Genomic DNA, 17,813 nt, shown 5'->3' on the forward strand with positions numbered 1-17,813 from the left:
CCTCCCGACAATGCCTTTAAGACTCATCATTATTGAAACCAATGAAAGGTTGATAAGCTACCAAGCAGAAAATAATTGATCATCAGCACAAGAAATGAAGCGACATTCCATAGTGCTACGATTTTGCCCTGCATATTTCTCACCAATCTGATATATAAGTAAAATCCGTATAAAAACAGCATAATAAACGAACCAAGCACCTTTGCATCTGTCCAGTACAACGTATCATACGAAATATATGCCCAAATGATGCCAAGAATTAAACTAAGCAAGAGCATTGGCACACCAATAATGTTTAATACGTACGCCATATGATCGAGCTTTGATAAGTCTTCAATTCTCAGAAGCCATTTTCCCCATTTTTTCTTTTTCAGTAAACGATATTGAAAGAGATAAAGCAGTGAAAACGCAAATGAAAGTGAAAAGGCACCGTAGGATAAAATCGCCATCGTAATATGAATCACGAGCAGTTCACTCGTGAGCTTCCCCGTTAGTTCTGCTGAATGGAGGTCAGATGGTGTAAAGGTGTGAATCGCCATCATGGAAAAACCGATCACATTTGTAAAAAAGACAATAAATTCAACACGCAATACCTTTGTGAGGACAAGAGAAAGTGTCACAAGCACCCACGTATAAAAATATAACCCCTCTGCTACATTCAACACAGGGAATCGGTCTGTTTCCATCATAATATAGAACATGTAGACTGTTTGCAGCAGCCAGACAATAGAAAGCAACCAGAAAGCCATTTTTCCAGCCTTCCGGTTGTGTTGAAGAAAATCTATGAAATAGAACAAGACACTTAGTGCATAGATTAAGATCGTCGCTTCATTGAGTCTCGCTACAATGGATTCCATCATCGCTTAATCACTCACTGGCAACTGTAGCAAAGCCTTGTGCCATATTTGGTTTGAACAGCTGAAATGATCCTTGCTCCACCTGTGCAGATTCGACCTTTTGCTCTTCATCTTCAACCTGTAAATCAAAGATTTCTTTAAAGAGTAAAAGCTTTTCCTCTGCATTCGGCTCCGCGGCAATTTCTTTTGCCTTTAAGATAGGATCTTTCAGCATTTGGTTGATGATGCTTTTCGTATGTTTATTTAACAGCTTCATTTCACGGTTTGTGAGGTTTGGAAGCTTCCGCTCAATACTCTGCATCGTATCGGCTTGAATTGTAAGTGCCTTTTCTCTAAGGGCAGAAATGACCGGAACAACACCTAACGTATTCAGCCATTGCTTAAATTCCACAATTTCTGCTTCAATCAGAAGCTCAACCTGCTCAGCCACTGCACGGCGCTCTTTTAAGTTGGCAGCCACGATGCCTTCAAGGTCATCAATGTCATACAAAAAAGCACCTTCTACTTCAGAAATAGCTGGATCTAAATCACGGGGTACAGCAATATCCACCATAAATAGAGGTCTGCCCTTCCGTTTTTTATTCGCACTTTCGACCATTTCTTTTGTAATGACAAATTGTTTCGCACCCGTTGAGCTGATTAAAATGTCCGCTTCGGATAATGTTTTTTCTAATTGGTTTAAGCTCTTAGGCTCTCCTGAAAAACGACCGGCCAATTCCTTTGCTTTTTCAAACGTTCGATTGATGACCGTTACTTGGCCGATTCCTTGACCTTGAAGGTTTTGAGCCGCCAGTTCGCCCATTTTGCCCGCACCAAGAATCAGGACATGCTTATCAGAAAGACGTCCAAAGATTTTTTTGGCAAGCTCAACAGCTGCATAGCTGACAGATACGGCGTTAGACGCAATATCTGTTTCCGCATGAGAGCGTTTTGCAACGGTTACCGCCTGTTTAAATAAATAATTGAAAACGGTACCAATGGTCTTCTCCTCTTGAGCTACTTTAAAGCTGGAGCGTACTTGACCGAGTATTTGCGTTTCACCAATGACCATGGAATCAAGTCCACAGGCCACACGGAATAAATGCTCAACCGCTCCATCGTTTTCATAGAACTTCAAATATGGAGAGACATCTTCCTTTTCTAAACCGAACCAATCAGCTAAAAATCTTTTTATATAAAACCGTCCAGTATGAAGCTGATCTACTACTGCGTAGATCTCTGTTCGATTACATGTTGAGATGACGATATTCTCTAGAATGCTTTTTTCTTCTTTAAGCTTGGACATCGCTGTTCCGAGCTCACTCGGTTCAAAGCTCAGCTGTTCCCGTATCTCAACAGGGGCTGTTTTATAATCTAAACCCACAACAAGAATATGCATAACTTCAGCTTGCACCCCCAACGCCCTGTCTAATTTATAATAATTACAATATAGAATTTATTATTTATAATGATTATAACATATATTCATTTTTAACTGGATAAAAATTGTGAACAGATTTCAAAAATGTTGTGATATAGTAGAAAAATGTTCGACACTGTTTATGCCATATCATCACTTCAAGCAATTTACCAGATTTGGCGCGTGCGGACAAATGATCTGCTTAAAAGAAGGTGACATCTTTGAAGAAGAAATCCATTTTGCTGCCGCTTACTTTACTGGCTGTAGCGCTATATGCCATTCTCTCAGGAGGTCAATTTGACATTTGGAAGGATCAAGAGAAATGGTATACACTTGTACTGCTTTTTGGTCTCGCTTTTTTATATCAAGGAAAGAAGGAGCAAGAAAGCGCTCATGTGTTTATCGGTATGCTTATGACAGGCCTTTCGCTACACTTTATTCTTCAGCCTAAATTGGACCACTGGCCAGACACATTTACAATGATTGTGTTCATCGTAGGACTTGCACTCTTTGTGAAATCATCTCAGAAAAAAGAATATCGTATTGAAAGTGTTGTGCTGATCGCACTCGGTCTGTTCCTTTATTTCTTTCAGCAAATTACAAAACAGCTAAGTTCCCTTTCGATTCCTACTTCCGGCTTTGAATTGTACTGGCCTTATGTACTGATTGCTGTCAGTCTCCTCTTATTATTTTTAAAAAGGAAATAACTTATACAATAAAAAAGCATCTGCTCATCGCAGATGCTTTTTTTAACCGTTTACTTTCGCAAGGATCGCATTCCAGGCTTCGTCTTTTCCCTTTTTTGTTTCAGAAGAGAATAAGATGAGTTCATCTGATGGGTCAATGTCGAGCGTCTGTTTGACGACTTTCGCATGTTTTTCCCATTTGCCTTTTGGAATTTTATCCGCTTTTGTTGCGATGACGATCACGGGAACTCCGTAATATTTAAGGAATTCATACATGTTCACATCGTCTACTGATGGCTTATGGCGCAGATCCACAATTTGGACAACTGCTTTTAATTCTTCACGCATTGTAATATACGTTTCGATCATTCTACCCCAGGCTTCACGCTCTGTTTTTGATACTTTGGCAAAGCCGTAGCCCGGAACGTCCACAAAATGGAGCATATCATTAATAATGTAGAAATTAAGCGTCTGGGTCTTACCTGGTTTAGAAGACGTACGCGCTAAATTTTTACGATTAATCAATGAGTTGATAAACGAGGACTTTCCAACATTTGATCGTCCAGCAAGCGCGATTTCAGGCAGCCCGCCGCTCGGGTACTGCTCTGGTTTCACCGCACTAATGACGATATCTGATTTTGTTACTTTCATCTTCCCTCTCCTACTAACGCTTTCTCAAGCACCTCATCTAAATGTGAGACCGGAATAAAGGTTAGTCCTTCTCTCACACTTTCAGGAATATCATCAATATCCTTCTCATTGTCCTTTGGAAGAATAATGGTTTTCAATCCTGCACGATGTGCGCCCAATGCTTTTTCTTTTAGTCCGCCAATCGGAAGCACTCTTCCTCTTAACGTTATCTCTCCTGTCATACCAACCTCTTTTGACACAGGACGTCCTGTGAGTGCTGATACAAGAGCCGTCGCAATGGTGATACCAGCTGATGGCCCGTCCTTTGGAACCGCACCCTCTGGAACATGGATATGAATATCGTGCTTTTCATTAAAATTAGGATCAATGTTCAGTTCATCTGCTTTGGAACGAATATAACTGAATGCCGCCTGTGCAGATTCTCTCATGACATCACCAAGCTTACCTGTTAACAAGAGCTTGCCTTTACCAGGCGAGAGTGATACCTCAATTGATAAGGTGTCTCCGCCAACAGTCGTATACGCAAGTCCTGTGACAACCCCCACTTGGTCTGTCGTTTCAGCCTGACCATAACGGTAAAGTCTTTTTCCGAGAAATTCAGATAAGTTCTTTTCCGTCACTGTGATGCGTTTGCGGTCTTCAGCCACAATCGCTTTTGCTGCTTTCCGGCAAATGGACGCAAGCTGACGCTCTAATCCACGAACACCCGCTTCTCTTGTGTAATAGCGAATCGTATCATAAATCGCGGCTTCACGAAGCTGCAAGTTCCCTTTCTTTAATCCGTGCTCCTTTAGCTGCTTCGGCAGAAGATGGTCTTTCACAATCTCTGCTTTTTCAACCTCTGTATACCCTGCAATCGTGATAATCTCCATTCTATCACGAAGTGGACCTGGAATGGTTGCTAAATTGTTGGCAGTAGCAATAAATAACACCTGCGATAAATCAAATGTCTCTTCAATATAGTGATCGCTAAAGTTGTGATTTTGCTCAGGGTCCAGCACTTCAAGCATCGCAGAAGACGGATCACCTCTAAAATCAGAGGACATCTTATCGATTTCATCTAAAAGAAACACTGGATTCATAGTGCCTGCCTTACTCATCCCGCGAATGATACGGCCTGGCATCGCCCCTACATACGTTCTTCTATGTCCACGAATCTCAGATTCATCACGCACACCGCCAAGAGAGATGCGGATAAACTTTCGGTCAAGTGATTTAGCAATCGATTTGGCAAGTGACGTTTTCCCTACCCCAGGAGGTCCTGCTAAGCAAAGAATCGGTCCTTTTAATGAATTGGTCAGCTTCTGTACAGCAAGGTATTCAAGCACACGTTCTTTGACTTTCTCCAGCCCATGATGCTCATCATCTAAAATTTCACTTGCAAGTTTTAAATCTAGACGATCTTCTGTATAAATGCCCCATGGAAGATTGATCAGCCAATCAATATAATTTCGAATGACAGAGCTCTCCGCAGAGCTTGAAGGAATTTTTTCATAACGGTTCAATTCTTTTAACGCCGTTTCACGAACAGAATCCGGCATGCTGGACTCTTCAATTTTAGACATTAATGAACTGACTTCGCCTGTTTTTCCTTCCTTGTCTCCAAGCTCCTTTTGAATGGCTTTCATTTGTTCACGCAAATAATATTCTTTTTGCGTTCGTTCCATTGAACGTTTGACGCGCTGTCCAATTTTCTTTTCAATTTCCAGCACTTCTTTTTCATTGTGGATTAAGCTGATGACGCGATTCAGACGTTTTTTGACATCCACTGTTTCCAGCACTTCTTGCTTGTCCTTTAACTTGAACGGCAGGTGAGAAGCGACGATATCTGCCATTCTCCCCGGTTCTTCAATATCAGTCACCGTTGCATATGTTTCAGCTGAGATTTTTTTTGAAATTTTTATGTACTGATCAAAGTGATCTAACAAAGTGCGCATGAGTGCTTCTGCTTCTGCGTCTTTTAATTCTTCTTCTGCCAATTCTTTAATATCGACGGACGTATAGTCCTCAAGCTCCACGTATGATTCGATCTGCGCTCGATTTAAGCCTTCAACGAGTACACGAATCGTTCCATTCGGCAGCTTCAGCATTTGTTTGATTTTTGTGTAGGTGCCGACTTTGAAAATTTCCTCTTCACCTGGTTCATCTATTGAAATTTCCCGCTGTGTTGCTAGAAAAATCATATGATCGTTCATCATCGCCTGTTCTAAAGCTTGAACAGACTTCTCGCGTCCAACGTCCAAATGCAAGACCATTGTTGGATAAACAAGCAAGCCTCGCAGTGGAAGGAGCGGAACATTCTTTTTGATTTCATCTGCCATGTTGATTGACACCTCCGTCACTAGTATGAATCATTATAATATACCTGTTTCAGTCTTGTACAATGTAAAAGACTTGAGAAATGATGATCTTACCGTAGTATACCCTTTCTTTTTATCTTGAAAAAGAAAAAAAGATCTATTTCACTAAAAAATCCCCATATGTGATGGGGATTAAACAGATTTTCTTTTCATTTCCTCTTCTAGTCCATCTTTCTTCTCGTCTGGCGGGTTGACCAAACACTGATCCAGCACCTCTTGGAAGTGCTTCACAGGCACAATGGTGACGCCTTCAATCTCTTTTAAGATCGACTGCTGGTTGTCATAAGGAATAATCACGGTTGTGGCACCAGCCTGCTTCGCCGCCTTAATCTTCGGTATCACACCGCCGATCGGCTTCACCTGACCCTGCAATCCGATTTCACCTGTCATCGCTGTCAGATGATCAATCGGGATTTGATGAATGGCAGAGAAAATCGCCGCCGCCATGGCAATCCCAGCAGACGGTCCATCAATAGGGGCACCGCCTGGAAAATTAATATGGATGTCATATTCATTTGTCCGTATGCCCAAGTTTCTCAGCACTGTTAATACATTTTCAACAGATCCTTTTGCCATACTTTTTCGTCGAATAGATTTAGACTGACTGCCAATGCTTTCTTCTTCTGCAATGCCTGTAATGTTGATACTTCCTTTTTCGAGTGCCTTACATATATTCACTTCAATCTCGAGCAAGGCTCCGCTGTTTGGTCCGTAGACAGCCAGACCATTCACTACACCGACTTTTGGCTTTTCCGGTACTTTTTGTTCATATCTTGGTGTCAGCTGGCTTGAATGAATGACCCACTCGACATCGGCGATCGTGATGTCTTTTCGGTTTTCTGTGACGGCCATTCCAGCAGCGATCTGCACCATATTGACAGCTTCACGGCCATTTTTCACATATGAGGTTAACAGGTTCAGCCCTTCATCACATAATTCCTTTTGGATTTTCTGGACAGCCTTAGCAGCGACAATTTTCAGTTCATGCTGGTCAAGGTCCTTAAAGAAAATTTCCAAACACCTCGATCGAATCGCTGGTGGAATTTCTTCAGGTGTTCTTGTCGTGGCACCTATCAATCGAAAATCAGCCGGAAGTCCATTTTGAAAAATGTCATGAATGTGATTCGGAATTTGAGTGTTTTCCTCACTGTAGTAGGCACTGTCTAAAAATACTTTCCGATCTTCAAGGACTTTCAGCATTTTGTTCATTTGAATCGGATGCAGTTCCCCAATTTCATCGATAAACAGAACCCCGCCATGCGCATGCGTAACGGCTCCTTGTTTTGGCTGCGGAATGCCTGCCTGTCCCATCGCTCCCGCCCCTTGGTAAATCGGGTCATGCACGGAACCAATGAGCGGGTCTGCGATGCCCCGTTCATCGAACCTTGCGGTTGTGGCATCGAGCTCTACAAATACCGCATCTTTCTTAAACGGTGAATCAGCATGACGTTTCGCTTCTTCCATGACAAGACGGGCAGCGGCTGTTTTACCAACACCCGGGGGTCCGTAGACAATGACATGCTGAGGATTCGGTCCGCACAGCGCTGCTTTTAGAGCACGAATGCCGTCTTCCTGCCCTACAATATCTTGAAATCCCTTTGGCCGGACTCTTTCTGATAAAGGCTCACTCAGCTTGATTGACCGCATCTTTCTGAGTGCTTCCATTTCTTTTTTTGATTCTTTGTCTATCGTCACCTTTTGTGTGCGCTGATTTCGCAGTAAGTTCCAAAAGTACAGCCCGATGACGATACCAAAGAACAGCTGTATAAATAATACGATTCCTGTCCAGCTCAATCGGTGCTCCCTCCTTCATCTATCGTATGTATTGGTTTCTTTCTGCTAGTATTTCCTAGAGCTGGACGGAATAAACACGTCTTCTACGATAAATAAAAAACTCCTGAATCAAAATGATTCAGGAGTGATAACTTCTCTTATGCAGATGTTTTAGTATCCTTGTTGACGACTGTGCCATCCTTTAACACAAGACGCGGCGGCTCACCATCAGCAACCGTTGCACCAGTGATGACACATTTTTCAATATCATCACGAGATGGAAGGTCAAACATGACATCAAGCATGATGCCTTCAATGATCGAGCGAAGACCACGAGCCCCTGTTTTACGCTCAATTGCTTTTTTCGCAATTTCGCTAAGAGCATCTTCTTCAAATTCAAGCTCTACATCGTCAAGCTCAAGCATTTTTGTATATTGCTTAACAAGCGCATTTTTAGGCTTCGTCAAGATTTCTACAAGTGCCTTTTCATCTAACGGCTCTAGGCTTGCAATAACCGGCAGGCGGCCGATGAATTCTGGAATTAAACCGAAGCGAAGCAAGTCTTCTGGCAGTACTTTTGATAGAAGGACTTCTTTTTCAAGATCTTCGACTTTATTTTCCGCACCGAATCCAATTACTTTTTGACCTAAGCGGCGTTTGATGATTTGCTCAATCCCGTCAAAGGCTCCTCCACAAATGAAGAGGATGTTCGTCGTATCAATTTGAATGAATTCTTGATGCGGATGCTTACGTCCACCTTGAGGCGGTACACTAGCGACTGTTCCTTCAAGAATTTTCAAAAGGGCTTGCTGGACGCCTTCCCCAGATACATCGCGAGTGATAGAAGGGTTTTCTGATTTTCTTGCTACTTTATCGATCTCATCGATGTAGATAATGCCTTTTTCCGCTTTTTCTACATCATAATCCGCTGCCTGGATCAGCTTTAGTAAAATATTCTCTACGTCTTCACCAACATAACCTGCTTCAGTTAATGATGTAGCATCTGCGATCGCAAATGGAACATTTAAAATACGTGCAAGTGTTTGAGCAAGTAATGTTTTACCGCTTCCTGTTGGTCCAATCATAGAAATATTACTTTTCGAAAGCTCAACATCATCAATCTTGCTGTTGGAATTGATCCGTTTGTAGTGGTTATACACCGCTACAGCTAAGGATTTTTTCGCATTGTCTTGTCCGATGACATATTCATCAAGAATCTCCCGAATTTCATGAGGCTTCGGAACATCCTTGAATTCAACTTCTTCCTCAGTGCCGAGCTCTTCTTCAACTATTTCCGTGCAAAGCTCGATACATTCATCACATATATATACGCCAGGTCCTGCGACCAGTTTACGCACTTGATCTTGCGTTTTTCCGCAAAACGAGCATTTTAATTGACCTTTTTCCTCGTTGAATTTAAACATTCTTTCACCCCTTATTCTTCTTCACTTGCCTGTAGCTAACAGTCAGCTACCTTTCTGGGTCCAGTATGTATGCATTTTACCATACTTTCCTAAAAGACGGTAACGATGTGTTTCTAACACTGCACATTGAGATATGTATGACAGAAAGATGCGACTTACACTATCGTTTCCAAAAGAAGCGATGATAAGTCAAAAATTGTACAAAACAAGGCACGAGTCACTCGCGCCCTGTTTTATTATTATGCACCATATTAACGGTTTTCTACAAGAAAATCAATTGCTTTACGAACTTTTAGATCTTCTTTCATTGCTTCAGTAGATCCGATCGCTTGTTTGATATTTTCAATTGGCATGTTGTATGCTTCAGCCATTTTTGAAAGTTCTTCTTCCACTTCTTCGTCAGACACTTGTAAGTTTTCTGCAGCAGCAATTGCTTCAAGTGTTAGGTTAGATTTTACGCGTTTAGCAGCATCTTCTTTCATTTGCTCTTTCAGCGCATCTTCATCTTGTCCAGAGAATTGGAAGTAAAGCTCAAGGTTCATTCCTTGCATTTGAAGACGTTGTTCGAATTCTTTCATCATGCGGTCTAGCTCTGTGTCAACCATCGCTTGTGGGATGTCAACTTCCGCATTTTCAGAAGCTTTCGCAACTAGCTCTTCACGAAGTTTTCCTTCTGCTTCGTTTTCTTTTGCTTCTTCAAGACGTTTCTTCGTTTTTTCAGTTAATTCAGCAAGCGTTTCTACTTCTTCATCAACATCTTTAGCGAACTCATCGTCAAGTGCTGGAAGTTCTTTTGCTTTGATTTCATGAATTTTCACTTTGAATACAGCTGGTTTACCTGCAAGGTCTTCAGCGTGGTATTCTTCTGGGAATGTAACTTCTACGTCTTTTTCAGCGCCAGCTTCAAGACCAACTAATTGCTCTTCGAAACCTGGGATGAATGAACCAGAACCAACTTCAAGAGAGTAGTTCTCAGCTTTTCCGCCTTCGAATGCTTCTCCATCAACGAATCCTTCGAAATCAAGAACAACTGTATCGCCGTTTTCGATTGCGCCTTCTTCTTTGACAACAAGCTCTGCTTGACGGTTTTGCATGCCTTTTAGCTCTTCTTGTACATCTTCATCAGTGACAGCTGTGTCGTCTTTTTCTACGTTAAGACCTTTGTAGTCACCAAGTTTTACTTCAGGCTTCACAGTTACTTTTGCAGTGAAGATTAAGCTTTCGCCTTTTTCGATTTTCTCAACATCGATTTCAGGGCGGTCAACTGGCTCGATACCAGCTTCGTCGATTGCTTTTGGATATTCAACTGGAAGAAGAATATCTAATGCATCTTGATAAAGAGATTCTACACCAAAACGCTGCTCGAAAAGACCACGTGGTACTTTCCCTTTACGGAATCCAGGAATCGATACTTGCTTAACCACTTTCTTAAATGCATCATCAAGTGCTTTGTTAAATGTTTCAGCGTCAACTTCTACAGTTAGAACGCCTTCGTTACCTTCTTGTTTTTCCCATTTTACTGACATGTGTGTTTCCCTCCAAAAATCTATTCAGATTGTGCGTTGCTCCATTCTAAAGCATCATAAAGACTTCGTCCAATCAAAAACCACGCACTCCGCTAAGAAGCTTGCATTATGTATACAACATTTGACTTGATTATACATATCGTCTTTCAACCGTTGGAATCTGACAACTGCACTATATATGCACAAATACAACCATTATATTATAACATAACAAGTCCGTCTTTCAACTAAATCGACAAATTACAAATAAGAAATTTCTTCAATATCTTTCAGCATTGTGCAAGCTTCTCTCAGCTCTCGTTCGTTAAATTCATACAATAAATGCAATTCTTCGAGTTCAATCTCGATCCCATGCATTTCATAGCCGACTTTATGAAGTGCCGCTGCCCAAAGACTCGGATCTGTGTACTTAGGAAGAAATGGATACAGCACAAATAAGTGCCGGCGCCATAACTCTTCCACGCCTTGGTAAAGGGTCGGATTCTCATTGCCGAGCGTGTCATCGAGCATACGAAGCACTTGCTGGAGAAGCGGCATCTGCTCTGGCTTTACAGCCTCAGAAGGAATAAGGGTTAAAGAATCACCGAATTTCGTCACATGAACCGGCTTTGCCACATCATGATCTGCCAGAAGCTGCAGGATCATTGATTTGACCAAAGGGTTCCCATCAGGGTTTTGTAAGATGGTATTTAATAGACCCATGTGCGGTGTAATATTCCGGTCTTTCAATGAATGAATGTACTGGACCTGTTCTTCCGGACGCTTCAGCATATCATCTATGTTGACCTCACTTCCGGCGTCCTCATCTTCATCTAAAATCTCTTCAGGTGATTCGATCATTTTTCTGCTAAATTCGAGCAGCTTGTAAAAATGCTCCGCGCTTTCTGCTGGAAGGTGGTTTTCCTCGAGCACAGCCTCAATCGTCTGTTTGACTTCTTCATATTCTTTCAGCTGAATTAAGATCGTCATATACACTTGTAGCACAGTGAAATAGTGACCATATCCTTCATGCAGCATTTTTTCACAAACACGCTTTGCATCCTGCAGCTCACCCAGCTCCAGAAAACAAATGGCCATTCCGAGGTGAATATCGGATTCTTCATCGTCATCATACGATTTTGCTTCTGAAAACAAGTGAAGCGCCTCTTGATACTGTTTATCTTTTAATGCTGCCATTCCTTTTTCAATCAGTCTTTCTTTCAGACCAGGAAACAAAATGACATTATCTTTCTTCTTGTCATGCTTCATGCTTACGTTCCTTTCGGGCGCATATTTTTTATCAGTTTACCAACGAAGATTAGTAAACACAAGTAACGAGAGGTTTTCATGCAAAAAAGAAGCCGTCACACCTCGGGCGGACAGCTTCTCGTTGCTTAAGTGCGCAGCCAGCTGCTGCGCTTTTCTTCAAATGCTTGAATGTCATCTTCTAATAGTAATGTTAATGAAATCTCATCATAACCATTCAGGAGCATTTCTCTCCAGTGAGGGTCGACTTGAAAAGGGGTGATATTCCCTTCGTGATCTTCTATCTGCTGTTTTTCAAGATCAACCGTCATCTCATACCCTTTGTTCTCATATGACGCAGCGAAGGTTTTCCACACATCATAATCAAGGCGAATCGGAAGCATCCCATTTTTAAAGCAGTTTTGATGAAATATATCTGCGAATGATGGTGCGATGACAATTTTAAAGCCATAATCATCAAGCGCCCAAGGAGCATGTTCCCTAGATGATCCGCAGCCAAAGTTCTCCCCTGCGATCAAAATGGATGCTCCTTCATAGATCGGCTGATTTAGTTCGAAATCTGGATTTGGGCTGCCATCGGCTAAATAACGCCAGTCGAAAAAGGCAAAGCGGCCATATCCTGTTCGTTCGATTCTTTTTAAAAATTGCTTCGGAATAATTTGATCTGTATCTACATTGATACGGTTAAGCACAGCGGCTTTCCCTTTATGAGTGACTAAAGGCTCCATCTATGACAACTCCTTACACGACTGTTTTCTCTTGATTAAACTTCCTGACATCGACAAAGCGGCCATGTATCGCAGCCATTGCAGCCATTGCCGGGCTGACAAGATGCGTTCTCGCACCCTTCCCTTGACGCCCTTCAAAGTTACGGTTTGATGTGGACGCGCAGCGTTCACCCTCCGGTACCACATCGTTATTCATACTAAGGCACATACTGCAGCCTGATTCTCTCCATTCAAATCCTGCTTCAAGGAAGATTTCATGAAGACCTTCTTTTTCTGCTTGCAATTTGACACTTTGAGAGCCAGGCACCACAATCGCTCTGACATGATCTGCTACTTTTTGTCCTTCAATCATAGAAGCAGCTTGGCGTAAATCAGTCATTCTTGAGTTCGTACATGAGCCGATAAAGACATGCTCAATTGTAATATCTTCTATACGCTGATGCGGATGGACACCCATGTATTCGTAAGCACGAATCGCTTCTTTTTGATCATCTTCTTGTGCAAAGTCCTCAGGCCCTGGGATCGATGCATCCACAGGGAGTACCATTCCTGGGTTAATTCCCCATGTAACCATTGGTGAAATCTGATTTCCATCTAATACAATGGTTTTATCGTAGGTTGCACCTGGATCTGTTCTAAGTTCTTCCCATTCTTTAATAGCTGCTTCGAAGTCTTCGCCCTGCGGTGCATATTTGCGGCCGCGGCAATATTCGAAGGTGACTTCATCAGGTGCGATCAATCCTGCTCTTGCACCTGCTTCAATCGACATATTACAAACGGTCATCCGCTCATCCATCGTCATGTTTCTGAATACTTCCCCAGTGTATTCAATGACATAACCTGAGCCGAACTTCACGCCGTGCGCACCAATGACGGCTAAAATGACATCTTTGGCGGTTACCCCTTTTTGAAGCTTTCCGTCTACTCTAATTTCTAGCGTTTTCGGACGCTGCTGCCAAAGTGTTTGTGTAGAAAGTACATGTTCAACCTCACTAGTACCGATCCCAAAGGCAAGTGCACCAAACGCGCCGTGAGTTGATGTATGACTATCTCCACAAACGATTGTTTTCCCCGGAAGTGTCAATCCAAGCTCAGGTCCAACGACATGGACGATTCCTTGGTCAACACTGTGAAGGTCAGCAAGACGAACGCCAAATTCCGCACAGTTGCGCTCTAAGGCACTCACTTGCTTTTTAGCAATCTCATCTTTGATCACAAATCGATTCACAGTTGGGATGTTGTGATCCATCGTCGCAAACGTGTTTTGAGGTCTTCTCACCTTGCGCCCTTTTTGTCTTAATCCTTCAAATGCTTGAGGTGATGTCACTTCATGCACCAAGTGCAGATCAATATATAAAAGGTCTGGTTTTCCCTCGCCGCTTTTGACTACATGCTGATCCCATATTTTTTCGATGATTGTTCGAGGCATAACCCTTTTCCTCCCTCTACCTAATTCCACAAGATTCTATTTACACAATGGTTTGCACGCGCTGCTTGAGTGCGTCTACAACCGCATTAGTGATTTCTTCAGTCGTTTGATAAGTTCCCTCTTTTGCTGCTAAATCTTTTGTTCGTTTGCCAGAGGCAAGAACAGCTTCGACAGCTTCTTCTATTGCAGCCGCTTCTTCTTCTAATGCAAAGGAAGTTCTAAGCAAGCTTGCTGCTGATAAAATGGTTGCCAGAGGGTTTGCAACGTTTTGCCCCGCAATATCGGGTGCTGAACCATGAATCGGCTCATATAAATGAAGGCCTGTGCTTGATAAACTAGCAGATGGCAGCATGCCGAGTGATCCAGTAATCATAGAAGCTTCGTCACTTAAAATATCGCCGAACATATTCTCTGTCACAATGACATCAAATTGAGCGGGCTTGTAAATCAGCTGCATGGCAGCATTATCGACGAGCATATGCTCAAATTCAACTTCTGGATATTGGGCAGCAACTTCTTCTACCGCATCCCGCCATAGTTTACTAGAAGCAAGAACATTCGCTTTATCCACAGACGTCACTTTTTTCCGTCTTGTTAACGCCATATCGAACGCTTCTTTTAATACGCGGACAATTTCTTCCTTTGTATAAAGGAGCGTATCAACGGCAGCTTCTTTTCCTTCATCATCCGTATAGCGTTCGCTTGGTTCACCAAAATAGAGACCGCCTGTTAATTCACGAACGATGACGAAATCGACTCCGTTAATGTGATCCTGTTTTAACGGAGATGCCCCGCTTAAACTATCGAACACCTTTACAGGGCGGATGTTTGCAAATAAGTCCAGCTGTTTACGAATGGCGAGCAGGCCTTTTTCTGGACGAAGCTCTGGCGGGTTTTGATCCCACTTTGGTCCGCCGACTGCTCCTAATAAAATCGCATCAGCGCCTTTGCATACATCTACTGTTTCCTTTGGAAGCGGGTTATTTTTTTCATCTATTGCGATACCGCCAATTAGCGCAGTTTCAAATTCGAATTCGTGTCTAAATTGAGCCGCTGTCTCTTGAAGGACTGCGACTGCAGATGTCACGACTTCCGGTCCGATTCCATCGCCGGGCAAAAGTGCAATTTTCTTTTTCATGAGAACCTTCCTCCTTTCCTATGAAATCGCGTGATGTTTCTCAATTTCAATCAGATTTGATTTGAAGATTAAATGCCTGTTCACTGCATTGACGTAAGCTTTTGCCGATGCTTCAAGTACATCTTGCGCTACACCGCGTCCTGCTGTTTCTTTTCCTTCTATTGAAACAGTGACATATACTTCTGCTAGTGCATCTCTGCCTTTTCCATTTGATTGAATGCGGTAGTCCAGCAAATGAATTCTTTCTTCCATACAGCGCTCAAGCGTGTTGTACACAGCCTCTACACTGCCTGCACCTGTAGCTGCTTCTTGAATGACTTCCTGTGTTTCTTGATTTTTCAGAGAAACTGTTGCTGTTGGCATTTGTTCTGTTCCATAGTGCACTTGCAGACTTTCAAATTCATAGCCGATTTTTCGGTCTGCTACTTTTTCTTCTAATATAATAGAGATCAAATCATCATCTGTAATTTCTTTCTTCTTCTCTGTCAAGTTCTTGAAAGTCTCAAAGAATTTATTGATTTCGTCTTCCGTTAGTTTAAAGCCTAGTGTTTTCATGCGGTCTTTAAACGCGTGTCTTCCGGAGTGTTTTCCAAGGACAAGCACATCTGTTGTCACACCGACAAGCTCTGGAGAAATAATTTCATAGGTTGTTTTTTCTTTGAGGAAACCATCTTGGTGAATACCTGATTCATGTGCAAAAGCGTTGTTTCCAACGACTGCTTTATTACGCGGCACAATCATTCCTGAGTATTTGCTCACTACATCACTTGTACGCTTAATTTCATTCAATTGAATCGTTGATTCGACCTGGTAAAAGTCTTTTCGAATATGAAGAGCCACTGCAATTTCTTCTAACGCGGCATTTCCAGCGCGCTCGCCAATTCCGTTGACAGCCGTTTCAATTTGATCTGCTCCATTTTCAATGGCAGCAAGTGAGTTTGCCACAGCCATTCCTAAATCATCGTGACAGTGAGCGGACAAGTTGACGCGGTTGATATTTGGAACGTGTTCCTTCATATATTTAAAGATATTTCCGTACTCTTTTGGCGCTAGGTATCCAACTGTATCTGGCAAGTTAATGACACTCGCCCCAGCGTCAATCACCTTTTCTACAATTTCTGCCAAGAAAGCAAGATCTGTACGGCACGCATCTTCTGCTGACCATTGGACAACTGGAAAACGTTCTTTCGCATATTTCACCATTGCGACAGCCTGTTCTACGACTTCTTCACGTGTTTTCTTGAGTTTATGCTTCAGGTGAATGTCAGAAGTGGCAATAAAGACATGAAGCCTTGGCTCCACTCCATCTTTTAATGCTTCCCATGCAGCATCAATGTCACCTTTCACACATCGTGCAAGACCAGCAACAGAACAGTTTTTAATCGTTCTTGCAATTTCTTGTACGCCTAAGAAATCCCCTCGGGATGAAGCGGGAAATCCCGCTTCAATGATATTAACCCCAAGGCGCTCAAGCTGCTTTGCAATGATTAGCTTTTCTTGTGCATTTAAGTTCACTCCTGGAGATTGCTCTCCATCTCGAAGTGTTGTGTCAAAAAAATTAATTTTCCGCACCGACGCTCACCGCTTCCTTTTTCTTTCCTTGTTTAACGAAAGGCATCATTTCACGAAGCTTTCTACCAACGATTTCAATTTGGTGCTCATTTTCATTTGCATTGATTGCATTGAAACGCGGACGATTCACTTGGTTTTCAACAATCCATTCTTTTGCAAATGTTCCGTTTTGGATATCAGTCAAAACAGCTTTCATTGATTCTTTTACTTTTGCATCCACAACACGTGGTCCTGATACGAAGTCACCCCATTGTGCTGTATCAGAGATTGAATATCTCATGCCTTCTAAGCCTTCTTCATACATAAGGTCAACGATCAATTTCAGTTCATGCAGACACTCGAAGTATGCAAGCTCTGGCTGATAACCAGCTTCTGTTAACGTTTCGAATCCTGCTTTTACTAATGAAGTAAGACCTCCACAAAGAACTGCCTGCTCACCGAATAGATCCGTTTCTGTTTCTTCTTTAAATGTTGTTTCAAGAACGCCCGCTCTTGCTCCACCGATTGCTTTTGCATAAGCAAGTGCTTTGTCTTTCGCTTGGCCAGATACATCTTGATAGATAGCAAATAGGGCAGGTACACCAGCGCCTTGCTCATATGTTCTTCTCACAAGATGTCCTGGACCTTTCGGAGCTACAAGATACACGTCTACGTCACTTGGAGGAACAATTTGATGGAAGTGAACGTTGAATCCGTGTGCGAATACAAGTGAGTTGCCAGCTTCTAATTGATCTTTGATTTCTTCATCATATACTTTCTTTTGCTGCTCATCTGGAAGTAGTACCATGACTACGTCTGCTTGTGCTGCTGCTTCTTTTACTGTAAATACTTGATGACCGTCTGCTTGTGCTTTTGTATAAGATCCGCCTTTTCTCACGCCGACGATCACATCTACGCCGCTTTCTTTTAAGTTCAATGCATGTGCATGACCTTGTGATCCGTAGCCAATGATCGCTACCTTTTGACCATTTAATACGTTTTCTTGAATATCACCGTTATAATATACTTTTACCATTTGACTCTCT

At 42.3% G+C, this 17,813-nt stretch carries 14 protein-coding genes; 1 reads left to right on the forward strand and 13 read right to left on the reverse strand.

The annotated features are described in order from the left end of the window. Window positions 1-29: 29 nt before the first annotated feature. Both MHB66_RS12905 and hemA read right to left on the reverse strand, forming a co-directional pair. Window positions 30-860, reverse strand: a complete 831-nt coding sequence (locus MHB66_RS12905) for a cytochrome c biogenesis protein (protein ID WP_024423174.1) — start codon at window positions 858-860, stop codon at window positions 30-32. Window positions 861-867: 7 nt separating this feature from the next. Next, window positions 868-2,235: a glutamyl-tRNA reductase gene (gene hemA, locus MHB66_RS12910; RefSeq protein ID WP_034279810.1), complete on the reverse strand. Its 1,368-nt coding sequence runs from the start codon at window positions 2,233-2,235 to the stop codon at window positions 868-870. A gap of 242 nt (window positions 2,236-2,477) precedes the next feature. Between hemA and MHB66_RS12915 the strand changes: the two genes are divergently transcribed. Beyond that, a complete protein-coding gene (locus MHB66_RS12915; RefSeq protein ID WP_034279808.1) occupies window positions 2,478-2,963 on the forward strand; it encodes a hypothetical protein in 486 nt (161 codons plus the stop codon). A gap of 42 nt (window positions 2,964-3,005) precedes the next feature. Here the strand turns inward: MHB66_RS12915 and yihA are convergent, their stop codons facing one another. From yihA to ilvC, 11 genes are all read right to left on the reverse strand, one after another. Continuing rightward, window positions 3,006-3,593, reverse strand: coding sequence for a ribosome biogenesis GTP-binding protein YihA/YsxC (yihA, locus tag MHB66_RS12920; protein WP_024423177.1), 588 nt, complete (start codon window positions 3,591-3,593; stop codon window positions 3,006-3,008). Beyond that, on the reverse strand, window positions 3,590-5,914 hold the full coding sequence (gene lon, locus MHB66_RS12925; protein WP_046311955.1) for an endopeptidase La: 2,325 nt from the start codon (window positions 5,912-5,914) through the stop codon (window positions 3,590-3,592). Before lon ends, yihA begins: the two co-directional genes overlap by 4 nt. Before the next feature lie 171 nt (window positions 5,915-6,085). Next, window positions 6,086-7,747, reverse strand: a complete 1,662-nt coding sequence (gene lonB / locus MHB66_RS12930) for an ATP-dependent protease LonB (protein ID WP_024423179.1) — start codon at window positions 7,745-7,747, stop codon at window positions 6,086-6,088. A gap of 137 nt (window positions 7,748-7,884) precedes the next feature. Next, window positions 7,885-9,150: an ATP-dependent protease ATP-binding subunit ClpX gene (gene clpX, locus MHB66_RS12935; protein WP_024423180.1), complete on the reverse strand. Its 1,266-nt coding sequence runs from the start codon at window positions 9,148-9,150 to the stop codon at window positions 7,885-7,887. A gap of 251 nt (window positions 9,151-9,401) precedes the next feature. Beyond that, window positions 9,402-10,676, reverse strand: a complete 1,275-nt coding sequence (gene tig, locus MHB66_RS12940) for a trigger factor (RefSeq protein WP_034279803.1) — start codon at window positions 10,674-10,676, stop codon at window positions 9,402-9,404. Window positions 10,677-10,916: 240 nt separating this feature from the next. Next, on the reverse strand, window positions 10,917-11,924 hold the full coding sequence (gene ddcA / locus MHB66_RS12945) for a DNA damage checkpoint antagonist DdcA (protein WP_046311957.1): 1,008 nt from the start codon (window positions 11,922-11,924) through the stop codon (window positions 10,917-10,919). 125 nt (window positions 11,925-12,049) lie between these two features. Next, window positions 12,050-12,649, reverse strand: a complete 600-nt coding sequence (gene leuD, locus MHB66_RS12950; RefSeq protein ID WP_046311959.1) for a 3-isopropylmalate dehydratase small subunit — start codon at window positions 12,647-12,649, stop codon at window positions 12,050-12,052. Between the two features lie 13 nt (window positions 12,650-12,662). Then, complete coding sequence (gene leuC, locus MHB66_RS12955; protein ID WP_025092482.1) at window positions 12,663-14,078, reverse strand: 3-isopropylmalate dehydratase large subunit; 1,416 nt, start codon at window positions 14,076-14,078, stop codon at window positions 12,663-12,665. A 40-nt stretch (window positions 14,079-14,118) separates the two neighbouring features. Next, the gene (gene leuB, locus MHB66_RS12960; RefSeq protein ID WP_046311962.1) at window positions 14,119-15,216 is read right to left on the reverse strand and encodes a 3-isopropylmalate dehydrogenase; all 1,098 of its coding nucleotides are present in this window, start codon (window positions 15,214-15,216) and stop codon (window positions 14,119-14,121) included. Between the two features lie 18 nt (window positions 15,217-15,234). Then, on the reverse strand, window positions 15,235-16,788 hold the full coding sequence (locus tag MHB66_RS12965) for a 2-isopropylmalate synthase (RefSeq protein WP_046311964.1): 1,554 nt from the start codon (window positions 16,786-16,788) through the stop codon (window positions 15,235-15,237). Then, window positions 16,775-17,803, reverse strand: coding sequence for a ketol-acid reductoisomerase (gene ilvC / locus MHB66_RS12970; protein WP_046311967.1), 1,029 nt, complete (start codon window positions 17,801-17,803; stop codon window positions 16,775-16,777). The genes MHB66_RS12965 and ilvC overlap by 14 nt, the downstream gene beginning before the upstream one ends. Window positions 17,804-17,813: the final 10 nt, after the last annotated feature.

The organism is Bacillus sp. FSL L8-0167 (assembly GCF_038630295.1).
In the GTDB taxonomy this organism is placed as follows: Bacteria; Bacillota; Bacilli; order Bacillales; family Bacillaceae; genus Bacillus; species Bacillus safensis.

What these genes read in the sequence shown, in the direction of transcription:
- MHB66_RS12905 (WP_024423174.1), bottom strand. Translation starts at nt 860, where the DNA reads ATGATGGAATCCATTGTAGCGAGACTCAATGAAGCGACGATCTTAATC.
- hemA (WP_034279810.1), bottom strand. Translation starts at nt 2,235, where the DNA reads ATGCATATTCTTGTTGTGGGTTTAGATTATAAAACAGCCCCTGTTGAG.
- yihA (WP_024423177.1), bottom strand. Translation starts at nt 3,593, where the DNA reads ATGAAAGTAACAAAATCAGATATCGTCATTAGTGCGGTGAAACCAGAG.
- lon (WP_046311955.1), bottom strand. Translation starts at nt 5,914, where the DNA reads ATGGCAGATGAAATCAAAAAGAATGTTCCGCTCCTTCCACTGCGAGGC.
- clpX (WP_024423180.1), bottom strand. Translation starts at nt 9,150, where the DNA reads ATGTTTAAATTCAACGAGGAAAAAGGTCAATTAAAATGCTCGTTTTGC.
- tig (WP_034279803.1), bottom strand. Translation starts at nt 10,676, where the DNA reads ATGTCAGTAAAATGGGAAAAACAAGAAGGTAACGAAGGCGTTCTAACT.
- ddcA (WP_046311957.1), bottom strand. Translation starts at nt 11,924, where the DNA reads ATGAAGCATGACAAGAAGAAAGATAATGTCATTTTGTTTCCTGGTCTG.
- leuD (WP_046311959.1), bottom strand. Translation starts at nt 12,649, where the DNA reads ATGGAGCCTTTAGTCACTCATAAAGGGAAAGCCGCTGTGCTTAACCGT.
- leuC (WP_025092482.1), bottom strand. Translation starts at nt 14,078, where the DNA reads ATGCCTCGAACAATCATCGAAAAAATATGGGATCAGCATGTAGTCAAA.
- leuB (WP_046311962.1), bottom strand. Translation starts at nt 15,216, where the DNA reads ATGAAAAAGAAAATTGCACTTTTGCCCGGCGATGGAATCGGACCGGAA.
- ilvC (WP_046311967.1), bottom strand. Translation starts at nt 17,803, where the DNA reads ATGGTAAAAGTATATTATAACGGTGATATTCAAGAAAACGTATTAAAT.